Source organism: Streptococcus alactolyticus (assembly GCF_012277075.1).
Classification (GTDB): Bacteria; Bacillota; Bacilli; order Lactobacillales; family Streptococcaceae; genus Streptococcus; species Streptococcus alactolyticus.
Map to the genome: position 1 here is coordinate 75,806 of NZ_JAAXMT010000011.1, position 20,877 is coordinate 96,682.

Consider the following 20,877-nt stretch of genomic DNA (forward strand, 5'->3'; position numbering starts at 1 on the left):
AGAATGCTGATAAATCAACATTCTCGTAATATATCATTTTAGAAAAATGATAACTTTTGTCTGTTTAGCTACCAAAAAGATACCAAACCAAATACTAATCCAGTGTTTCGGGAGATAATCTCTTATGTTTTATCAATATTCTAAAGTAAGGATTCTTTCCGTTTACTGATAAGTCTCTACCATCATCACCTTTTCGAAAACCTACAATTTCAAATTGTTCAGGATTATATTTGTGTAAAAATGTAATTGGTACGCCCATGACTCCAGAGTAATCAGAGGGGATATCAACTGTCCTATTTACATTAATTCCATTGTAATTATCATAATGCTGATATAAATGCTTGTCTTTCTGGTATGTTTTAGTTAATGGGATATCTTCATGTCGTTTGGAATTATCTAAATTCGTGAGCCACAAACAATTATTAGGTGAGACTATTTTCTCTCCATTCTCATTTACTTTAGTTTCTGTACCGTAAAGTTCATAATGTTCTGGTACTATAAAACCAGAGATACCCCTTCCCATATTTATTCCCATCCAAATTCTATTTTCACCTATTAGTTTGAATGTTTCTTTATATGTAATAGCATTAATATTCCCAATAATCAAAAATTGTTTATTGTATTCTACAAGTTGTGAGAGGAACTCACGAAAAAGTGAAAAGGGTGGATTAGTTACCACAATATCTGATTCAGTTAATAATTCTATACTTTCTTCACTACGAAAATCACCGTCACCATCAAAGTACTTTACCGTATCACTCGTTGGAAAAATAACTTCATCTTTCTTTCCAGAATACTCGTAATAATAGCCTCTTTTTATTTCATTATCTAAATTGAACAAATTAAATTCTTGTTCAACATAACAAGAAGCAATAAGTTTTTTTAAACCTAACTTTTTAAAGTTAATAGCAAAATACTTATAGAAATTACTTGTTATTGGGTCATCACAATTGCAATACACAACCTTATTTTTAAAATGAACTTTATAATGTATTAGTTCTTTTTCAATATCTTCTAATTGAGTATAAAATTCATCATTCTTTCCTTTTTTAGCTTTTCTTAAAAAATCATTCTTTCTCATCTTCCACATCGTTCTTTCCAGTAAGTTGTTTGAAAATATCTCTAGCTAAACATTCTATTGAGGTTTCTGCAATATCAATCATAATGTTTAGCATGTCTCCTGCTTCCCATACTTCCCCATTGCCAGTTGTATACATTGAAGCTGCTTGTAACATTATTAACCTATCATCAATTGATACAAATTTGTTCTCACATAGGTTTTTATTAAAAGGCATACCATAATTAGCAGCTGTTAGCCTATCCAACCGATTTAGAGAACCTGATTTGTATTCTAATTTAACTTTTCTGCCATCTGGTCTAGTTATTTCTATCGTTTCTGTAATGAAGTTTGAACCCTCTAAAAAGATTACATATGGAAAATAGTTCTCTGACAACATATAATTTGCAATTTCATCAATATTCTTATGTGAACGTTCAATTGCATTGCCAGCAACCATTAAATCTTGGTTATTATTTTTCCCAACTAAAATACCACTTTTAATATTTTCAATGTCATTTCCTTGGTGCTTTGCTTCAGTAACTAAAACTATTCTCCAATTCTTGTTATCATCTTCAACTTCGATAATCCCACCGTCTGGTTTAATTCTAGAATTGTTAACAAACAATGTTTGCCCTAGCTCATCATCTATCTTCTTTAATGAATCATTAATTTCTTTCTTTGAAATACTAGGCCTATGTCTAAACTTTAAATAAGGATACTGTTCAACCAAATATTGCATTGTGGCTTTAGCTACTGTTCCTACATTTATATCATGTTCTTTTGATACAGAATTAAAGATTCCTAAAACACCTTCAGAAAGTTTATGTTGTTTTGTCAAACGTTCAATTTGTCCTCTTACCGCCATATTCTTAAAACCTCTTTCTCAAAATAAAACACTATTTTATATTTTTGTTATTCAATTCATTTTTTATTGTAATCAAAAGTGAACATTTTTGTTCTTCCGTTAGTTTATATTCCCTCAATAAACTAACAATTTCTTCTAATCCATCATCACGTCCTTTTAGCATCTCAAAAGATGTATCGAAGATTTTAGCCAATTTTTCTACAGTTTCATCTTTTGGATTTCTTCCTCCGTTTTCCCACCTAGCATATTGAGCTTGAGCTACACCTAACTTATTAGCAACTTCTATTTGAGTAAGTCCTGCATCTAGTCGGGCTTTTTTTATATTGTCTTTTAACATTTTAAAATTCCTTTCGCTTTTATATTGGCTTATAACCAAAAAAGGTTATATTGAAGCAAAGCATACAAAATAGGCAATACTAGTTAGCTTATGAATATGCAAAAACACCCCAGAAAGCTCTGCAAAGCGTTCTGAGGCTTTCGTTTAAAACCAACACAATTATACCAAAATGGTAATACAAAGTCCATAAGAAGCGAAATATGGCTAGATTGAGAATACTATGACAACTACACATTACACAATAAAAGATAATAATATTAGCAATACTCATTCATTCTATCACTTGATGGAAATCCATATTGTAAACGTAGTATTAGAGACCAGATTATAAAATACGCTAAGCGTGCTGGGGTTAAATACATTCAACCAAAAGGTCTGAGACACTCCCACGCATCATTACTCATTAATGAGTACAATGTAAATGCCCTATATATTCAAAGACGATTAGGTCATTCTGATGTCAAAACTACACTTAGTATTTATAGCCATCTATACCCAAATGCCGATTCCGAATTAACAGATAAACTCAATCTCATATCAAGTGATTTTATCGATTAAATCTCTTTGGCTACCCAAATAGCTACCAAAAGATAGAAACCTAACTCAAAAGCCTTATTTTAAAGGTTTTTTTCTTATTTTCCCACTATTTCTAAAACGGGGTGGGTAATCGTTCGGGGAAAACAACGCCGCCCTTTTCCGTGCATGATTTTCCCTTTTTAAATTTCTGAACGTGTTTAAACGCCTGTATTTGTCCCTATAAGCGTGTTTAAATTCTTGGGGTATTTATGGTATTAGATAAGGTGGTAACGTGGGTAAACGGGGCGTATATTTGATTTTAGGCTATCACTAAAAGACCCCGCCCCCCCTGTTTACTAACACGGAGAGCCACGGCAAGGTGTTGTCTTGTATCACGCACCATTTTTTAAGAATTTAAAGGGGTGTCATGTAACCTTGAAAAGCCTTATTTTGATTATATTTTATTTACCAGTTAACTTTCTATCTGTTCCGCTTTTAGATTGCTACTGATATTGCTTTTTGGTATACTTGAGACGTGGGTGTTTCTCCATTTTCCAATTATTCTTGACGGCATTATTGAGGCTGACGAAACTTTTTTCGCCATCTCGTACAAGGGCAATCATAGCAAGAGTAAGACATTTGCTATGCCACGCAAGGCTCATAAGCGTGGTCATTCTACACATATCAGAGGCTTGTCCCAAGAAAAGGTATGTGTTCCTTGTGCGGTTAATAGGAATGGCTTGTCTATCTCCAAGATTACGAATACTGGTAGAGTTTCTACAAGAGATTTACATCATATTTATGATGGTAGGATTAAGACCAATTCCACTCTTGTTACGGACAAGATGAACTCCCATGTGAGATTTACAAATGCCAATGGCATTGACCTTGTGCAGTTAAAGACTGGCAAAGCCAAGAAAGGCATTTATAATATCCAACATATCAATAGCTACCATAGCCAGCTAAAGAGGTTTATGCGTGGCTTTAACGGTGTTTCTACCAAGTATCTGAACAACTATCTTGTGTGGAATAACCTTGTAAATTACGCCAAAGAAAGCGACATGGAGAAAAGGAACATCTTCTTAACTTTTGTTTTGGCAACATTGAAAACTGCTAAATGCAGAGATTTATCAAACAGACCAGCAGTTCCTCTGGTCGCCTAATTAGAATTTGTGGAGATGATAAGATGGTCAATATAACAGATGTAAAACAGATTCTTCAATTTGCAATAGATGCGGAGATTAAAGTCTTTCTTGATGGTGGCTGGGGTGTAGATGCTCTTCTTGGATATCAGTCAAGAGCCCATAATGATATTGACATTTTTGTAGAAAAGAACGATTATCAGAACTTTATAGAAATAATGAAAGCTAATGGCTTTTATGAGATTAAGATGGAATATACAACATTGAACCATACTGTATGGGAAGATTTGAAAAACAGAATTATTGATTTGCATTGTTTTGAATATACGGACGAAGGTGAAATTCTTTATGATGGGGATTGTTTTCCGGTAGAAACTTTTTCGGGTAAAGGAAGAATTGAGGAAATAGAGGTTTCCTGTATTGAACCATATAGTCAAGTAATGTTCCATCTGGGATACGAGTTTGATGAAAATGATGCACATGATGTGAAGTTATTGTGTGAGACATTTCATATCGAAATTCCAAATGAGTATAGATAACTGCAAATAACAGTTTGTAGGGGAGTTCTGATACTCCCCTATAAAAATGGCTATTTATCAACTGTTTGTTGTGACATAGCCAAATAAAAAAGCCTGCTCGGGCAAGCAGGACAACACACATAAAAAACTTATTCATATTATACCACAATCGCTTACAGTGCTACAATAAGAACATGGATACCTTTTTTTATGCAAATAAAAAGCCGTGGAATAAACCACGGAAGAAAATCACAATATATCTATCTAAGTACACTACTATTATAGCATAAGCGGTTATTGAAATGATTAATATAAGGCGCTGAATGTAGTAAAAAGTAGTACTTTTTCTGTTTCTTTTACGAATAGATAAGTAAGGAGGTATCGTTATGTTATATTATGATGAATTTAAAGAGGCAATCGAACGTGGTTTTATAAAGGGAGATACTGTTCAGATTGTTAGAAAAAATGGGATAGTATTTGATTATGTTCTCCCTAATGAACCAGTAAAGCCCCATGAGGTTGTCACCATTGAAAAGGTAGCAGACGTTTTGGAAGAGCTAAAAGAATGGTAACACAAAAACAGCCCGAACATTTTCACTATATCATAAAAGCACCCGTTTGGGTGCTTTTTTCCTGCCTGCTGAACTCGTAAATTTGTTATAAAATTTGTTACGATTTTTGTTACGTGTATTTTATCGTAATTAATATATTCTATCTATAAATATTAGTATGTGTTTTATACTGTAACGTTTTTTACAATATTAATAGTAGGGAAATTTCTATAACAAAAAACGTAAAATGATAACATTTTACGTTTTTTTATGATATAATATTTTCTGAATACTTCTGATTTTATGCAGATTTTAGAATAGTAAATGAATGGAAAGATAGAGAGGTCGAGTGAATGGCTAGAAATGGCTTTTTTACAGGTTTGGATATAGGGACAAGCTCGATTAAAGTTCTCGTAGCAGAATTTGTTTCTGGCGAGATGAACGTCATTGGTGTGAGCAACGTTCCCAGCACTGGAGTAAAAGATGGAATTATTATAGATATTGAAGCTGCTGCTGAAGCAATCAAAAAAGCGGTTGAACAAGCAGAAGAAAAAGCCGGAATGACCATTGATAAGATTAACGTTGGTCTTCCAGCTAATCTTCTTCAAATCGAGCCTACTCAAGGGATGATTCCCGTTCCTAGCGAATCAAAAGAAATTAAAGACGAAGATGTTGATAGTGTCGTGAAATCAGCTTTGACAAAAAGCATTACGCCAGAGCGTGAAGTGATTTCACTCATTCCAGAAGAGTTTATCGTGGATGGTTTCCAAGGTATCCGTGACCCTCGTGGCATGATGGGTATTCGCTTGGAAATGCGTGGCTTGATTTACACTGGGCCAAGCACGATCCTTCACAATCTTCGCAAGACAGTAGAGCGTGCTGGTATTAGCGTGGAAAACGTGATTATTTCACCACTAGCTTTGGCGAAATCAGTTCTCAACGAAGGGGAACGTGAATTTGGTGCTACTGTGATTGATATGGGTGGCGGTCAAACAACAGTCGCTTCAATGCGCGCACAAGAGTTGCAATACACAAACATCTACCCAGAAGGTGGAGAGTATGTCACAAAAGACATTTCGAAAGTCTTGAAGACATCAATGCAAATTGCAGAAGCGCTTAAATTCAACTTTGGACAAGCAAACTTGGCAGAAGCAAGTGAGTCAGAAAGTGTTCAAGTTGATGTGGTTGGTAGTGACACGCCAATTTCAGTGAGCGAGCATTACTTGGCAGAAATCATTTCTGCGCGTGTTCGCCACATCTTAGACCGTGTCAAACAAGATTTGGAACGTGGACGCCTCTTGGATTTGCCAGGAGGGATTATTCTTGTCGGTGGTGGAGCGATCATGCCAGGTGTGGTTGAGTTGGCTCAAGAAATTTTCGGAACCACTGTTAAACTCCACGTGCCAAACCAAGTGGGTATCCGTAACCCAATGTTTGCCAACGTGATTAGTTTGGTAGAATACGTTGGCATGATGAGCGAGGTAGATGTGATTGCTCAACGTGCGGTTTCTGGTGAAGAACTCCTTAGACGTAAGCCAGTGGATTTTGAACCAGAACCACAACCACGTCCAGTCTATCAACCAGCTCCAGAGCCTGTTGCTCCAGTAGTTAGCGAGCCTACACCGCAGGCTCCTCAGGGTATTCCTGCTCATAAGGAGCCATCAAGACCTAGCCTGACAGAGCGTATTCGTGGTCTTTTTGGAAGTATGTTTGATTAATAATAAGTGAGGAAAATTAAAAATGGGAATTTCATTTGATGCAGCGTCTGTACAAGGTGCTATTATTAAAGTTATCGGTGTCGGCGGGGGTGGCGGAAATGCCATTAACCGCATGATTGATGAAGGTGTTGCAGGTGTTGAATTTATCGCTGCTAACACTGATATTCAAGCGTTGAGTTCTTCAAAAGCAGAAACAGTCATTCAATTAGGTCCAAAATTAACACGTGGCTTAGGTGCTGGAGGTCAACCTGAGGTTGGTCGTAAAGCTGCCGAAGAAAGCGAAGAAGCTTTGACAGATGCTTTGTCAGGTTCTGATATGGTCTTTATCACTGCTGGTATGGGTGGTGGCTCTGGTACAGGTGCTGCGCCAGTTATCGCTCGTATTGCTAAAAGCTTGGGTGCTCTTACAGTTGCCGTTGTCACACGTCCGTTTGGTTTTGAAGGAAACAAACGTGGCAACTTCGCTGCTGAAGGTATTGCAGAACTTCGCGAACAAGTAGATACTTTGTTGATTATCTCAAACAACAACCTTCTTGAAATCGTGGATAAAAAGACACCGCTTCTTGAAGCACTTAGCGAAGCTGACAATGTGCTTAGACAAGGGGTACAAGGTATTACAGACTTGATTACAAGCCCAGGCCTTATCAACCTTGACTTTGCCGATGTGAAAACCGTTATGGCAAACAAAGGTAACGCTCTTATGGGAATCGGTATCGGTTCTGGTGAAGAACGTATCACAGAAGCTGCTCGCAAAGCTATCTTCTCACCATTACTCGAAACAACAATCGATGGTGCTGCAGATGTTATCGTAAACGTTACTGGTGGTCTTGACATGACTCTTACTGAAGCCGAAGAAGCTTCTGAAATCATCAGCCAAGCTGCTGGTAAAGGGGTCAACATTTGGTTGGGTACATCTATTGATGACAGCATGAAAGATGAAATCCGTGTGACTGTTGTGGCAACTGGTGTCCGCCAAGACCGTGCAGATAAAGTGGCTGGTTTCCAACAATCAAACCGTTCATTTAACCAACCAAATGCACAACAAGCAGCAGGTGCTCAATACGTTTCTGAACGTGCACAACAATCAAGCCAACCAGCTTTTGAACGTCGTTCAAGCTTTGACTATGATATGGGTGCAACAAACACTGTACCAACATCACAACCAGCGTCTAACCCAGCTTCACAACAAAAAGACAATTCATTTGGAAACTGGGATCTTCGTCGTGACAACATCAGCCGTCCAAAAGAAGGTGAACTAGACAGCAAATTGACGATGTCAACTTTCTCAAGCAACGACACAACTGACGATGAATTAGAAACACCACCATTCTTTAAAAACCGTTAATGACGGATTTTCAAAAGAATAAAGACCTTGTTTTTGAACAAGTAGCGCAGGCAGCGCAAGCCGCTAATCGCTCTAAGGATAGTGTCAATATTATCGCAGTGACGAAGTACGTTGACAGTGGTGTGGCTGCTCGTCTTGTTGATACTGGCATTACCCATATTGGGGAAAACAGGGTTGATGTTTTTCTTGATAAATACGAAGCTTTGAAAGACAGACCTTTGACTTGGCATTTGATTGGAAGTTTGCAACGCCGTAAAGTTAAAAATGTGATTAACTTGGTGGATTACTTCCATGCCTTAGATTCTGTCAAATTGGCTTTAGAAATTCAGAAACGAGCGGAGCATACAATCAAATGTTTCCTACAAGTCAATATTTCAGGTGAAGAGAGTAAGCACGGTTTTAAAGTTTCGGAAATTGACGAAGCTTTAGCCGCTATCTCTGAATGTGATAAAGTGGAACTGGTGGGCCTAATGACAATGGCTCCGAAAGATGCTTCTGGAAATGAGATAAACGACATTTTTGGTAGAGCAAATCAGATTAGACAAGAGTTACAAAAACGTGGTTTACCCCATATGCCATTTACAGAATTAAGTATGGGGATGAGCGGTGATTTTAAGCTTGCTATTCAAAACGGAGCGACTTTCGTCAGAATTGGGACATCATTCTTTAAGTAACAGGAGAAAAGATGGCATTTAAAGACAGATTTGAGAAAATAATTTCATATTTTGATACTGATGAAGTTAGTGACGTTGAGCCAACAGTGAGTGAGGAGGTCAAGCCTTCTGCCTCTCAAGAGAGTGAAAAGGTCCAGCCAATCAAACGACCAATGGAACAACCTCAACCATCTAACCGCGTTCAACACGTGGTTAATGGTAACGATGCTCAACGCTCATCTTCATCTCAACAAAAGAGGACGGTAGAAGATATGCAACGTGTTCGCGCATTAAACCAACGCCGTGAAGAGCAAGCAAATGTGAATCAACAAACTACAACTATTACGCTTAAATACCCTCGTAAATATGAGGATGCTCAAGAAGTAGTGGATTTGTTAAACAATAACGAATGTGTTTTGATTGATTTTCAATACATGCTAGACGCTCAAGCACGTCGTTGCCTTGATTTCATTGATGGCGCAAGTAAAGTGCTTTATGGAACACTTCAAAAAGTAGGTAGTTCAATGTACCTTTTGACACCATTTAATGTGATTGTCAATGTTGAAGAACTTCCAATGCCAAATAATGGTCAAGATGTCGGATTTGATTTTGACATGAAAAGACGCTAATATAGATAACATATGATTTTTATATTAATTGTATTACTAAAGACGATTCAGTTTTATTCTTATCTACTATTTGCTTACGCTTTACTGTCTTGGTTCCCAGGAGCCTACGATACTTGGTTGGGGCAGGTTTTGACACAAATTGTTGAGCCTGTGATTAGACCTTTCCGACGTTTTAACCTTCAATTTTTGGGGTTAGATTTTACGATTATAGCTGTGGTGTTCGCTCTTAATATTTTGAGCCGCATTCTGATTATGGTATTCACATCCTTATGACATCACAAGGAGTCTATCAACATTTTCGACCTGAGGAGCATGACTTTATTGATAAAATAACACGTCTTGCTCAGCGGGTAGAAGAAACCTATGCCTATGTTTTGACGGAGTTTTTAAATCCTCGTCAAATCGAGATTGCGAAAACGGTGGTTAATCATTTTGGACTGAAAGCATTTGTGTCCAGTGATTATTATGCTAGTGAATATGCCCGTCTGATTATCGCACCAGAATATTATGTCTGTCAGGTAGAAGATTTTGAATTAGCCTTGCTTGAAGTGCGTTACCAGTCAAAATTTGCCCAGTTAAGCCATGCACAGATTATGGGAACTCTCCTTAATCATCTTGGCATTAAACGGACAGTCATCGGTGATATTTTGGTAACAGATGGCTACGCTCAGGTGTTAGTTTCGCGAAATATGTCTGATTATATTAGAATCCATACAACAAAGATAGCCAGAACGAGTGTTTCATTGAGAGAAATTCCTCTAAGCGATATCATCGTTGCAAATCAGGCTAGTCTGCAGCTAAACGTCATCGTGTCAAGTATGCGTCTGGATAAGATTCTGGCAACTGTGCTAAAGCTATCAAGAACGCAAGCTGCGCAGTTAATAGGAACAGGTAAAGTCAAACTTAATTATCAACTGATCGATAAAACAGCGACAGTTCTTCAAGTTGGAGATTTAGTTAGTGTAAGAGGATTTGGTCGATTTTCAATTTTGAGCGATAATGGGATAACCAAAAACGGCAAATTGAAATTGACCATAGATAAGATGATACATAAATAAGGAGAATTCAATGGCACTTACAGCACTTGATATTAAAGATAAAACATTTAAAGTAAAATTCCGTGGTTATGACGAAGAAGAAGTTAATGAATTTCTAGATATTGTTGTTGAAGACTACGAAAACTTGGTTCATCGTAACCATGAGCAAGAAAATCGTATCAAAGATTTGGAAGATAAATTGGCTTACTTTGATGAAATGAAAGAATCATTGAGCCAATCTGTTATCCTTGCTCAAGAAACAGCTGAAAAAGTGAAAACATCAGCAAACGACGAAGCAGCAAACCTTGTTAGCAAGGCGAACTACGATGCGCAACATTTGATTGATGAAGCAAAATCAAAAGCCAACCAAATTTTGCGTGATGCAACTGACGAAGCAAAACGTGTTGCTGTGGAAACAGAAGATTTGAAACGTCAAACACGCGTCTTCCACCAACGTTTGGTAGCTGCTATTGAAGGTCAACTTAGCTTGGCTAACTCACCAGAATGGAACGAATTGTTGCAACCAACAGCCGTTTATCTTCAAAACTCAGACGCAGCTTTTCGTGAAGTTGTTGAGAAAGTGTTAGACGAAGAAGTTCCAGAATTGGATGATGAGTTGTCAATGGATGCGACACGTCAATTCACACCAGAAGAAATGGAAGAATTGCAACGTCGTGTTGAAGAAAGCAACAAACACCTTGAAGAAACGCAAAAATTAGCAGCTGCTGACAACGAATCTGCTGACGCAGATACAGATGAAGTAGTTAATCTCAGCGAAACACAAACATTTAAATTGAATATCGAAGAAGACTAAGAAAAACGCGATTGTTAATCCATATTTTCAGCGAGCAGGAGATGGTGTGAGTCCTGTAATCCCTAGATTGGCAATTATCATTTTCGAATCGTTTTATCTGAATGAAGTAAGATAAAAGGGCTGACTTACCTTACGAGTCGCAGAGGGAGATTTGGTTTGACCTGATTTTTTTAGGAAAATAAAATCTCTGAACAAAGGTGGTACCACGAGCTTTCGTCCTTTTGAGGCGAAAGCTCTTTTTTATTATTTAACCCTGTCAACCTTCTGTCGTTGCTTGTGTGATGACAGTTAGATTATTTATATAAGGAGTAGCTATGAAACTAAAAGAAACGCTTAATCTTGGAAAAACAGCTTTCCCAATGCGTGCTGGGCTTCCTAACAAAGAACCAAAATGGCAGCAAGAATGGGAAGAAGCTAACATTTACGCCAAACGTCAACAATTAAACGAAGGCAAGCCTTCTTTCAACCTCCACGATGGACCTCCGTACGCTAACGGAAATATCCACGTTGGGCATGCCATGAATAAAATTTCTAAAGATATTATTGTGCGTTCAAAATCAATGTCTGGTTTCCACGCCCCTTATGTACCTGGTTGGGACACACACGGTTTGCCAATTGAACAAGTGTTGTCTAAAAAAGGTGTGAAACGCAAAGAAATTCCATTGACAGAATACCTTGAAATGTGTCGTGAGTATGCGCTTAGCCAAGTGGATAAACAACGTAACGACTTTAAACGTTTAGGAGTTTCTGCTGATTGGGAAAATCCATACATTACTCTAAAACCAGCTTATGAAGCGGCTCAAATCCGTGTCTTTGGTGCTATGGCTGACAAAGGCTACATTTACCGTGGTGCTAAGCCAGTTTACTGGTCATGGTCATCTGAATCGGCTCTTGCGGAAGCTGAAATTGAATACCACGATATTGATTCAACTTCTCTTTACTATGCCAATAAAGTTAAAGATGGTAAAGGTGTGCTTGATACAGATACTTACATTGTCGTTTGGACAACAACACCATTTACAGTAACAGCATCACGCGCTTTGACTGTTGGTCCTGATATGGATTATGTCGTTGTGAAACCTGCTAATAATGACCGAAAATTCGTTGTTGCAGAAGGACTTTTGGATAGCTTAGCTGAAAAATTTGGTTGGGAATCATTTGAAATTCTTGCTAAACATAAAGGTACTGAACTCGAATATATCGTTACAGAACACCCATGGGATACTGAAGTGGATGAATTGGTTATCTTGGGTGACCACGTTACACTTGATTCAGGTACAGGTGTTGTCCATACTGCCCCTGGTTTTGGTGAAGATGACTACAACGTTGGTGTTAAATACGGATTGGAAGTTTTTGTTACTGTTGACGAACGTGGTATCATGATGGAAAATGCTGGTCCAGATTTCCAAGGTCAATTCTACGATAAAGTTGTTCCAACTGTTACTGAAAAACTTGGTGACCTTTTGCTTGCTAGCGAAGCCATTACTCACTCATACCCATTTGACTGGCGTACTAAGAAACCAATCATCTGGCGTGCTGTACCACAATGGTTTGCATCAGTTTCTAAATTCCGTCGAGACATTCTTGATGAAATTGACCGCACAACATTCTATCCAGAATGGGGTCGTACACGTCTTTACAACATGATTCGTGACCGTGGCGATTGGGTTATCTCACGTCAACGTGCTTGGGGTGTGCCACTTCCAATCTTCTATGCAGAAGACGGTACAGCTATCATGACTAAAGAAGTGACTGACCACGTTGCAGATTTGTTTGAAAAATACGGTTCAATCGTTTGGTGGGAACGCGATGCCAAAGACCTTCTTCCAGAAGGCTTCACGCACCCAGGTTCACCAAATGGCGAATTTACCAAAGAAACAGATATCATGGATGTTTGGTTTGACTCAGGTTCTTCATGGAATGGTGTTATGAATGCCCGCGAAGGTTTGGAATATCCAGCTGATCTTTACCTTGAAGGTTCTGACCAATACCGTGGTTGGTTCAACTCATCATTGATTACCTCAGTTGCCGTCAATGGTCATGCTCCTTATAAAGCTGTCCTTTCTCAAGGTTTCGTTCTTGATGGTAAAGGTGAAAAAATGTCTAAATCACTCGGAAACACTATCCTTCCAAGTGACGTTGAAAAACAATTTGGTGCTGAAATCTTACGTCTTTGGGTAACAAGCGTTGATTCTAGCAACGATGTTCGTATTTCAATGGATATTTTGAAACAAACGTCAGAAACTTACCGTAAAATCCGTAATACCCTTCGTTTCTTGATTGCAAATACCAGCGATTTCAATCCAAATGAAGATACCGTTGCTTACGAAGAATTGCGTTCTGTGGATAAATACATGACCGTGAAATTCAACCAATTGGTAGCAACTATCCGTAAAGCTTATGAAGCTTATGGTTTCATGGCTATCTACAAAGCTGTTGTGAACTTCATCACTGTTGATTTGTCTGCCTTCTACCTTGATTTTGCCAAAGATGTGGTTTACATCGAAGCAGCTGACAACCTTGCTCGTCGTCAAATGCAAACCGTCTTTTATGACATTTTGGTTAAAATCACTAAATTGTTGACACCAATCCTTCCACACACTGCGGAAGAAATTTGGTCATACTTAGAGTTTGAACCAGAAGACTACGTGCAATTATCAGAATTACCAGAAGCAGAAGTCTTTGAAGGTCAAGACAATATCCTTGAAGAATGGGATGCCTTCATGACCCTTCGCAACCAAGCTCAAAAAGCCTTGGAAGAAGCGCGTAATACTAAAGTTATCGGTAAATCATTGGAAGCTCATTTGACAATCTATGCGAGCGAAGAAGTGAGAACACTTTTGACAGCCCTTGATAGCGACATTGCGCAATTGTTGATTGTTTCTCAATTGACCATTACAGATGAAGCTGCGCCAGCAGATGCCGTTGCTTTTGAAGATGTTGCCTTCACAGTTGCTCATGCAGAAGGTGCTGTTTGTGACCGCTGCCGCCGTGTTGACCCAACAACAGCGGAACGCTCATACGGTGTGACAATCTGTGACCACTGTGCTGACATTGTTGAAACGAATTTTTCAGCAGCCGTAAGCGAAGGTTTTGAATAAGCCAATAAAAAATCAAAAGCTAGGATGAGAATCCTAGCTTTTTTGCTTGTCCAAAAGAAAAAATCTGAGACAAAATGCCTCAGATTAAGAAGCTGTTGGGAATGAAATTTCAATGAGATTAGCCGTGTGTAGAGTTTTTAGCTGGTCTAATTGGATACTTGACGTATCGATTTTACGCTTGAGGAAAAACTCACGAATGGTTTCAATTTCACTATCTTTAATAGCGCGATATTTGTTTGAAATCAACAGCTCGTAGTGGTTAGGCGCCTGCGTGAAAATAACGTCAGTATTTCCTGCTGAATAAGTCTCAACCAGCTGAGCATCCGTATTGCGAAGTTGGTTACGAACTAACTCAGAGTGGCTACTGGTGGTGTTGATTAATCTCATATACTCCCCTCCTGATGTTTTCTTTACATTAATATTATAACATGATTTTTAACAAATTAAGCGTTTTTATGGTGTTTTTTCAGCCAGGCTTTCACACCCCATTGGTGGCTGCCGCGTTTTAATTTTTGGATGGCTTCTTCAACATGGAACCAAGCGAGGTTGTTAAAGTCCTCAAGCGGTGCCCCTAATTCTTGAAAATGGGTGACTTCGTACAAGTAAGCAGGGTTGTAGAAGTAGGTATTGCGATGACGTGAGTAGAAGTACTCATCGGCTTGCCCATAATAATAGCCAATATCCGCTGAAAAGCCCAATTCTTCTCGGAGCTCACGTTGCAAGGCGGTAAAATGGTCTTCACCAGCTTCGATTTCGCCACCAGGCAAAAACCATGAGCCGTTTGGAGCTTGAACTAAAATGATTTGCGTTTGGCTCTTATCTGGAATAATCGCATACACGCCATAGCGCGCTTTATAGTTAACATGGTCTAATTTTTGACCGAAAGTAGGATTTGTCATAATGCTTTTCCTCCATTGGTAAATGGGATAGAAGCAGCGAATCAGACAAACCTGACGACACTAAATCCATCCATTACTTATATTATACTAAATCGCTCTCATTTTTTCCAGAAAGTTATCTGAATATTTTAATAATATTGGTTTTTAAAATTCTCCAGATAGTTGCTATCTGGAGAATAATGACTTATTCTGTCGGTTCTGATACGGTTTCAGCATCTTTATCTTTGTCTTTGTTAGCGGATTTGATGCTAATCTTGCCCTTGCTGGTCAAAACAGCCTTCAAATCTTTTTCGCTTGGATTTTCAAGATAGTAGTCGGTAATAGCATCTTCAATGTAGTCTTGAATAGTACGACGGAGAGGACGTGCTCCCATTTTAGGGTCGTAACCAATGTCAACCAATTTTTCTTTTACCTTATCGGTTACTTCAAGATGAATGTCATTTTGAGCAAGGCGTTTGTTAACATCATCAAGCATGAGGTTGACGATGTGGAGCAAGTTATCCTTGCTGAGTGATTTGAATTCGATAATGCCGTCAAAACGGTTCATAAATTCAGGGCTGAAGTAGTTGCCTAATTCGCCTAGAACAGAATTAGTGCGTCCTTCGCGTACTGCCCCAAAACCAACGCTAGCTTCTACCTTACCAGTTCCGGCATTTGATGTCATGATGATAATGGTATCCTTGAAGCTGACTGTGCGTCCTTGTCCGTCTGTCAAACGACCGTCATCAAGAACTTGCAAGAACATATGCATCACATCAGGATGCGCTTTTTCCACTTCATCAAGCAAGATAAGTGAATAAGGGTTGCGGCGTACTTTTTCAGTCAATTGTCCAGCTTCTTCGTAACCAACATACCCTGGAGGGGCTCCGACAAGTTTAGCGACAGCGTGTTTTTCCATGTACTCAGACATATCAAAACGAATCATGCTATCAGCTGAACCAAAGAGTTCGATAGCCAATTGCTTTGAAAGTTCGGTTTTACCAACACCAGTTGGCCCGACAAAAAGGAAAGAACCAATTGGACGATTTGGGGTACCAAGTCCGATACGATTACGGCGGATGGCTTTGGCAATTTTATCCACAGCCTCATCTTGTCCAATCACGTGTTTCTTCAAATCATCGGCTAAATGAATCAATTGAGATTGTTCTTTTTCTTTCAAGTCGCCAACAGGAATGTTGGTCTTTTCTTCAATGATCGCTTCGATGGTTTTTTCAGTGATGACTGGAATATCTTCCTCGTTGATAGTTTGTTGCTGCATTTCCTTGTATTTAGCGATTTGGTCGCGAAAATAAGCAGCGCGTTCGTAATCTTCTTCACGAGTGGCTTGAGTTTTCAAGTTTTCAGCTTGCTCTAGACGTTTATCGATTTCTTTTGGATCAATAAAATTAAGCGTCAAATTCATGCGAGAACCAGCTTCATCAAGAAGGTCGATGGCCTTGTCAGGCAAGAAACGGTCTTGAATATAGCGATTTGATAGATTTGCGGCTGCTTCAATAGCATCATCACTGTATTTGACATGGTGGTAATCTTCATATTTCTTTTGAATACCACGAAGAATGGTAATGGTTTCTTCAACGCTTGGTTCATCCACTTTGACAGGCTGCATGCGACGTTCTAAAGCAGCATCTTTTTCGATGATGCGATATTCATTGAGGGTTGTTGCCCCAACCAGTTGCAATTCACCGCGTGCCAAGGCTGGTTTCAAAATGTTACCTGCATCCATGCTGCCATCACCTGTTGAACCTGCACCAACAATTTCGTGAATTTCATCAATGAAGAGGATAACGTCCTTACGTTTGCGGATTTCTTCCATCAATTTTTGCATGCGTTCTTCAAATTGACCACGGATGCCAGTGCCTTGAACGAGGCTAACCACATCTAAGCGAATGACTTGTTTGTTTTGCAATTTTTGTGGCACATTGCCGTCAACGATTTTTTGGGCTAGGCCTTCCACAACTGCGGTTTTACCAACACCAGGTTCTCCGATGAGGACAGGGTTATTTTTGGTACGGCGGTTGAGAATTTCGATGACACGGACAATTTCAGAATCACGTCCGATGACAGGGTCAATATCGCCACGAAGGGCCATTTCAGTAATATTGATACCAAATTCTTCTAGTAAGCCTTTTGGTTGTTGGGCACCACCATTGTTGCGATAGTTGTTATTATTGTTTCCTCCGTTACGCCCACCATTTCCTGACTGAGTTGGAGGTGTATTTTGGAAGCTTTGATTTCCAAATGCTTGGAAGTTACCTAGATTGCTAAAAAAATCGTCAAATGGATTGGTACCAGATGCTTGGTTTTGATTGTTTGACGTAGCTGATTGCCCCCCACCTAGATTTCCTAAAATAGTATTGTTAGGGTCAGTTTTCATGATTTGATAGCAGTTTTGGCACAAGTCAATCTGCTTTTGCTGACCGTTGACATTTGTATAAAGATGAATGGTTGATTCATTTAAATGACAATTTTGACAGAGCATATAATATACCCTCCTTTCGAAATCACTGACTATGGCGACAAAGGTCAAAGATAGTCAAATTTATATTTCCATTATAGCATGTGATGACTAGAAATCAAGGAAAAAGATTACAAAATTATCACTCTTGTCATTAGAGTGCTATATTTTATTTTTATTCAGAAAATATTGACAAATGGTATATTTATGCTAAAATAAATTATAATATTTCAGAATAAAAGGGTGGAGATGACATATGACAAAACAAAAATCATTTGTGAAAGAAATTGATTTTACAAAGGAAGAGCTCTTAGAATTGATTGATTTAGGCTTGGCTTTTAAGGAATTAAAAAAGAAAAGAATTTTGCATAAGTATTTAGAGGGATTGAATATTGCCTTGATTTTTGAAAAAGCCAGCACGAGAACGCGTTCGGCTTTCACGGTGGCAGGGCAAGATTTGGGCATGAATGTCACTTATCTTGGTAGTGACGAGATTCAGCTGGGCAAGAAAGAATCCGTCATTGATACGGCAAAAGTTCTGGGGTCTATGTTTGATGGGATTGAATACCGTGGTTTTAAGCAAGAAGATGTGGAGGCCTTGGCAGAGCATTCGGGCGTGCCTGTGTGGAATGGGTTGACAGACACTTGGCACCCGACCCAAATGATTGCAGATTTTATGACTTTAAAGGAAGTTTTTGGCAGTTTGGACGGTTTAAGCATTGCTTATGTCGGTGATGGACGCAATAATATGGCGAATTCCTTGCTGGTTACCTCAGCTATTTTGGGAGTTCATGTGACCATCATCGCTCCAGAGAGTTTGCAGCCAAAAGCAGAAATTGTTGCTTTGGCGCAGCAATACAATAATGGTGCGACAATCACGATCACCGATGACCTTGATGCTGTTAAAGGTGTGGATATGCTCTACACCGATGTTTGGGTATCTATGGGAGAAGCGGTTGACTTTAAAGAACGGATTGACCTGTTGCTACCTTATCAGATTAACGCGGACTTGTTAGCCAAAACGGAAAATCCAAATGTGATTGTCATGCACTGTCTGCCAGCTTTTCATGACCTTAATACCGAGATTGGTCAGGAGATTTACCAAAAATACGGCTTGGCCGAACTGGAAATCACAGATGCTGTTTTTCAACAATTTAGCCCGATCATTTTCCAAGAAGCAGAAAACCGTATGCATTCTATCAAGGCAATTATGTACCAATCGCTCAAGGTCATTTCTTAATTGAACCATAAATATAAGAAAATACCCTCCTAAGAGTGTTTGTTTAGGAAAAATTATGTTAAAATAGAAAAGACAATAAACAAATAGGAGAAAAAAACATGGAATCACATTTGGTGAGAATTATCAACCGTTTGGAATTGATGACAACTGATAGTAGCAATCTAAAACGTAATTTTGAACGTGATGGTGTCGTTGTGGCAGAAGTGTCATTTAGCAATGACTCTGAAAATGGTCCTGTTTTCACTTTGCGTGATGTTGAAGCGCGTGAGTTTTACTCATTTGATAGCATCGACCTTATCGCAATGGAAATCTACGATCTTCTTTACTAAAATAGCGATCATTTAAAAAGTCAAACGGGGGTTGTTTTAAAAAGCAACCTTTTTCGTTTTGATGCTCTGACATAAAGGGGTTGTTACGACGCTCCTTTTTTGCTGAAAAAAAGCAAGGTAAGCACGTCTTTGTGTTGTTGTATTTTTATTCAAAGAATGTTATAATTAGTTGATTATTAGTGATAGGAGAAATAAATGAACTTTTCATTTTTACCAGAATATTGGTCTTATTTTAACTATGGTGTCCTTGTGACCATTATGATTTCGGCTTGCGTCGTCTTTTTTGGGACCATTATTGGTATTTTAGTTGCTCTGGCTAAACGAACAAATAGCAAGATTTTAAACGCGATTACGAGTTTTTATGTCTGGGTTTTCCGTGGGACACCCATGGTCGTTCAGATTATGATTTCATTTGCTTGGATGCATTTTAACAATGCTCCTATTATTGGATTTGGGGTTTTGAACCTTGATTTTTCACGTCTATTACCTGGTATTATTATCATTTCTTTAAATAGCGGTGCTTATATTTCTGAGATTGTGCGTGCAGGGATTGAGGCAGTGCCTAAGGGGCAGTTGGAAGCGGCGTATTCGCTTGGAATTCGTCCCGTCAATGCCATGCGTTACGTCATTTTACCACAGGCTTTGAAAAACATTTTGCCAGCCTTGGGGAATGAATTTATTACCATTATCAAAGACAGTTCCCTCTTGCAAACCATCGGGGTTATGGAATTGTGGAGTGGGGCACAATCAGTCGTGACCGCCACTTATCTACCTGTAACGCCACTTCTTTTTGCGGCATTTTACTACTTGATGGTAACCACAGTCTTGTCTTTCTTATTGAAACAACTGGAAAAACGTATGGGAAATGGAGCTCGTAACTAATGTCAAAAACAATTATTTCAATCAAAGGACTTCATAAATATTTCGGAAAAAATGAAGTATTAAAAGGAATCGACCTCGATATTCACGCGGGAGAAGTGGTGGTTATTATCGGACCGTCAGGTTCAGGAAAATCAACCTTCCTTCGTACCATGAATTTATTGGAAACACCAACTAAGGGTGTGATTACCTTTGAAGGGGTAGATATTACAGACAAGAAAAATGATATTTTTAAAATGCGTGAAAAAATGGGTATGGTTTTCCAACAATTTAACCTTTTCCCAAATATGACGGTTTTAGAAAACATTACCTTGTCGCCTATCAAAACAAAAGGAATTCCGCAAGCCCAAGCAGAAGCTAAGGCTTATGAATTGCTTGAAAAGGTCGGGCTTCGTGATAAGGCAGACGCTTATCCAAATAGCCTTTCAGGTGGGCAACAACAACGTATCGCGATTGCGCGTGGCTTAGCTATGGATCCTGACGTTTTGTTGTTTGACGAACCCACATCAGCCCTTGACCCTGAAATGGTTGGAGAAGTACTTGGGGTTATGCAAAACCTTGCCAAATCAGGGATGACAATGGCTATCGTGACACACGAAATGGGCTTTGCCCGTGAAGTGGCTGACCGTGTAATTTTCATGGACGGCGGTGTTATCGTGGAACAAGGAACGCCAGAAGAAGTCTTTGAACACACCAAAGAAGAACGAACAAAAGACTTTTTAAGTAAGGTCTTGTAAACAAAGCATTGAAATCATAGAAATGGGTTGGCCTTTAGCCGTTCCTTTCTAT

Annotated in this window: 20 protein-coding genes and 2 pseudogenes; 16 read left to right on the forward strand and 6 right to left on the reverse strand. The window is 38.8% G+C overall.

Features of this window, described 5'->3' with window-relative positions; translation table 11 throughout:
- Window positions 1-94 precede the first annotated feature (94 nt).
- The 3 genes from HFK82_RS07070 to HFK82_RS07080 are packed head-to-tail and all read right to left on the reverse strand — an operon-like array spanning window position 95 to window position 2,262.
- On the reverse strand, window positions 95-1,081 hold the full coding sequence (locus HFK82_RS07070) for an adenine-specific methyltransferase EcoRI family protein (RefSeq protein WP_419579907.1): 987 nt from the start codon (window positions 1,079-1,081) through the stop codon (window positions 95-97).
- Entirely contained in the window at window positions 1,068-1,925 is an 858-nt protein-coding gene (locus tag HFK82_RS07075) for an EcoRI family type II restriction endonuclease (protein WP_168261275.1), read from the reverse strand. Before HFK82_RS07075 ends, HFK82_RS07070 begins: the two co-directional genes overlap by 14 nt.
- Window positions 1,926-1,956: 31 nt before the next feature.
- A complete protein-coding gene (locus HFK82_RS07080; RefSeq protein WP_168261276.1) occupies window positions 1,957-2,262 on the reverse strand; it encodes a helix-turn-helix transcriptional regulator in 306 nt (101 codons plus the stop codon).
- 273 nt (window positions 2,263-2,535) lie between these two features.
- Between HFK82_RS07080 and HFK82_RS07085 the strand changes: the two genes are divergently transcribed.
- The 12 genes and pseudogenes from HFK82_RS07085 to ileS all read left to right on the forward strand — a co-directional run bounded on the left by HFK82_RS07085 (window position 2,536) and on the right by ileS (window position 14,286).
- Entirely contained in the window at window positions 2,536-2,820 is a 285-nt protein-coding gene (locus HFK82_RS07085) for a tyrosine-type recombinase/integrase (protein WP_336498473.1), read from the forward strand.
- A 515-nt stretch (window positions 2,821-3,335) separates the two neighbouring features.
- A pseudogene (locus tag HFK82_RS07090) lies at window positions 3,336-3,941 on the forward strand (IS1595-like element ISSag10 family transposase); the annotation flags it as partial.
- Window positions 3,942-3,964: 23 nt separating this feature from the next.
- Window positions 3,965-4,459, forward strand: coding sequence for a lincosamide nucleotidyltransferase Lnu(C) (lnu(C), locus tag HFK82_RS07095; RefSeq protein WP_002837187.1), 495 nt, complete (start codon window positions 3,965-3,967; stop codon window positions 4,457-4,459).
- A gap of 365 nt (window positions 4,460-4,824) precedes the next feature.
- Window positions 4,825-5,010 (forward strand): competence regulator inhibitor paratox, encoded by a 186-nt coding sequence (locus HFK82_RS07100; protein ID WP_117567419.1) that lies wholly within the window; start codon window positions 4,825-4,827, stop codon window positions 5,008-5,010.
- 332 nt (window positions 5,011-5,342) lie between these two features.
- Window positions 5,343-6,707, forward strand: a complete 1,365-nt coding sequence (gene ftsA, locus HFK82_RS07105) for a cell division protein FtsA (protein WP_168261277.1) — start codon at window positions 5,343-5,345, stop codon at window positions 6,705-6,707.
- A gap of 22 nt (window positions 6,708-6,729) precedes the next feature.
- Complete coding sequence (gene ftsZ / locus HFK82_RS07110) at window positions 6,730-8,052, forward strand: cell division protein FtsZ (RefSeq protein ID WP_168261278.1); 1,323 nt, start codon at window positions 6,730-6,732, stop codon at window positions 8,050-8,052.
- Window positions 8,052-8,726: a YggS family pyridoxal phosphate-dependent enzyme gene (locus HFK82_RS07115; protein ID WP_168261279.1), complete on the forward strand. Its 675-nt coding sequence runs from the start codon at window positions 8,052-8,054 to the stop codon at window positions 8,724-8,726. Before ftsZ ends, HFK82_RS07115 begins: the two co-directional genes overlap by 1 nt.
- Before the next feature lie 305 nt (window positions 8,727-9,031).
- Window positions 9,032-9,334, forward strand: a pseudogene (locus HFK82_RS09325) (cell division protein SepF); the annotation flags it as partial.
- 12 nt (window positions 9,335-9,346) lie between these two features.
- Entirely contained in the window at window positions 9,347-9,607 is a 261-nt protein-coding gene (locus HFK82_RS07125; RefSeq protein ID WP_154454448.1) for a YggT family protein, read from the forward strand.
- Window positions 9,604-10,392, forward strand: a complete 789-nt coding sequence (locus tag HFK82_RS07130; RefSeq protein WP_154454447.1) for a YlmH family RNA-binding protein — start codon at window positions 9,604-9,606, stop codon at window positions 10,390-10,392. The genes HFK82_RS07125 and HFK82_RS07130 overlap by 4 nt, the downstream gene beginning before the upstream one ends.
- A gap of 10 nt (window positions 10,393-10,402) precedes the next feature.
- Window positions 10,403-11,185 carry a DivIVA domain-containing protein gene (locus tag HFK82_RS07135; protein ID WP_168261281.1) on the forward strand — a complete coding sequence of 261 codons (783 nt, stop codon included), beginning with the start codon at window positions 10,403-10,405 and terminating at the stop codon, window positions 11,183-11,185.
- Window positions 11,186-11,499: 314 nt separating this feature from the next.
- A complete protein-coding gene (gene ileS, locus HFK82_RS07140; RefSeq protein WP_168261282.1) occupies window positions 11,500-14,286 on the forward strand; it encodes an isoleucine--tRNA ligase in 2,787 nt (928 codons plus the stop codon).
- A gap of 84 nt (window positions 14,287-14,370) precedes the next feature.
- On the opposite strand, the gene HFK82_RS07145 is transcribed toward ileS, so the two are convergent.
- From HFK82_RS07145 to HFK82_RS07155, 3 genes are all read right to left on the reverse strand, one after another.
- Window positions 14,371-14,673, reverse strand: coding sequence for a DUF1827 family protein (locus tag HFK82_RS07145; protein ID WP_168261283.1), 303 nt, complete (start codon window positions 14,671-14,673; stop codon window positions 14,371-14,373).
- A gap of 56 nt (window positions 14,674-14,729) precedes the next feature.
- Window positions 14,730-15,185 carry an NUDIX hydrolase gene (locus tag HFK82_RS07150; protein WP_154454443.1) on the reverse strand — a complete coding sequence of 152 codons (456 nt, stop codon included), beginning with the start codon at window positions 15,183-15,185 and terminating at the stop codon, window positions 14,730-14,732.
- A gap of 184 nt (window positions 15,186-15,369) precedes the next feature.
- On the reverse strand, window positions 15,370-17,664 hold the full coding sequence (locus tag HFK82_RS07155; protein ID WP_168261284.1) for an ATP-dependent Clp protease ATP-binding subunit: 2,295 nt from the start codon (window positions 17,662-17,664) through the stop codon (window positions 15,370-15,372).
- A 232-nt stretch (window positions 17,665-17,896) separates the two neighbouring features.
- Between HFK82_RS07155 and argF the strand changes: the two genes are divergently transcribed.
- The 4 genes from argF to HFK82_RS07175 all read left to right on the forward strand — a co-directional run bounded on the left by argF (window position 17,897) and on the right by HFK82_RS07175 (window position 20,825).
- Window positions 17,897-18,880, forward strand: a complete 984-nt coding sequence (gene argF, locus HFK82_RS07160; protein ID WP_168261285.1) for an ornithine carbamoyltransferase — start codon at window positions 17,897-17,899, stop codon at window positions 18,878-18,880.
- A gap of 98 nt (window positions 18,881-18,978) precedes the next feature.
- Window positions 18,979-19,209, forward strand: coding sequence for a DUF1797 family protein (locus HFK82_RS07165; protein ID WP_154454438.1), 231 nt, complete (start codon window positions 18,979-18,981; stop codon window positions 19,207-19,209).
- Window positions 19,210-19,404: 195 nt separating this feature from the next.
- Window positions 19,405-20,091, forward strand: coding sequence for an amino acid ABC transporter permease (locus tag HFK82_RS07170; RefSeq protein WP_154454437.1), 687 nt, complete (start codon window positions 19,405-19,407; stop codon window positions 20,089-20,091).
- On the forward strand, window positions 20,091-20,825 hold the full coding sequence (locus tag HFK82_RS07175; protein WP_168261286.1) for an amino acid ABC transporter ATP-binding protein: 735 nt from the start codon (window positions 20,091-20,093) through the stop codon (window positions 20,823-20,825). Before HFK82_RS07170 ends, HFK82_RS07175 begins: the two co-directional genes overlap by 1 nt.
- Window positions 20,826-20,877 lie beyond the last annotated feature (52 nt).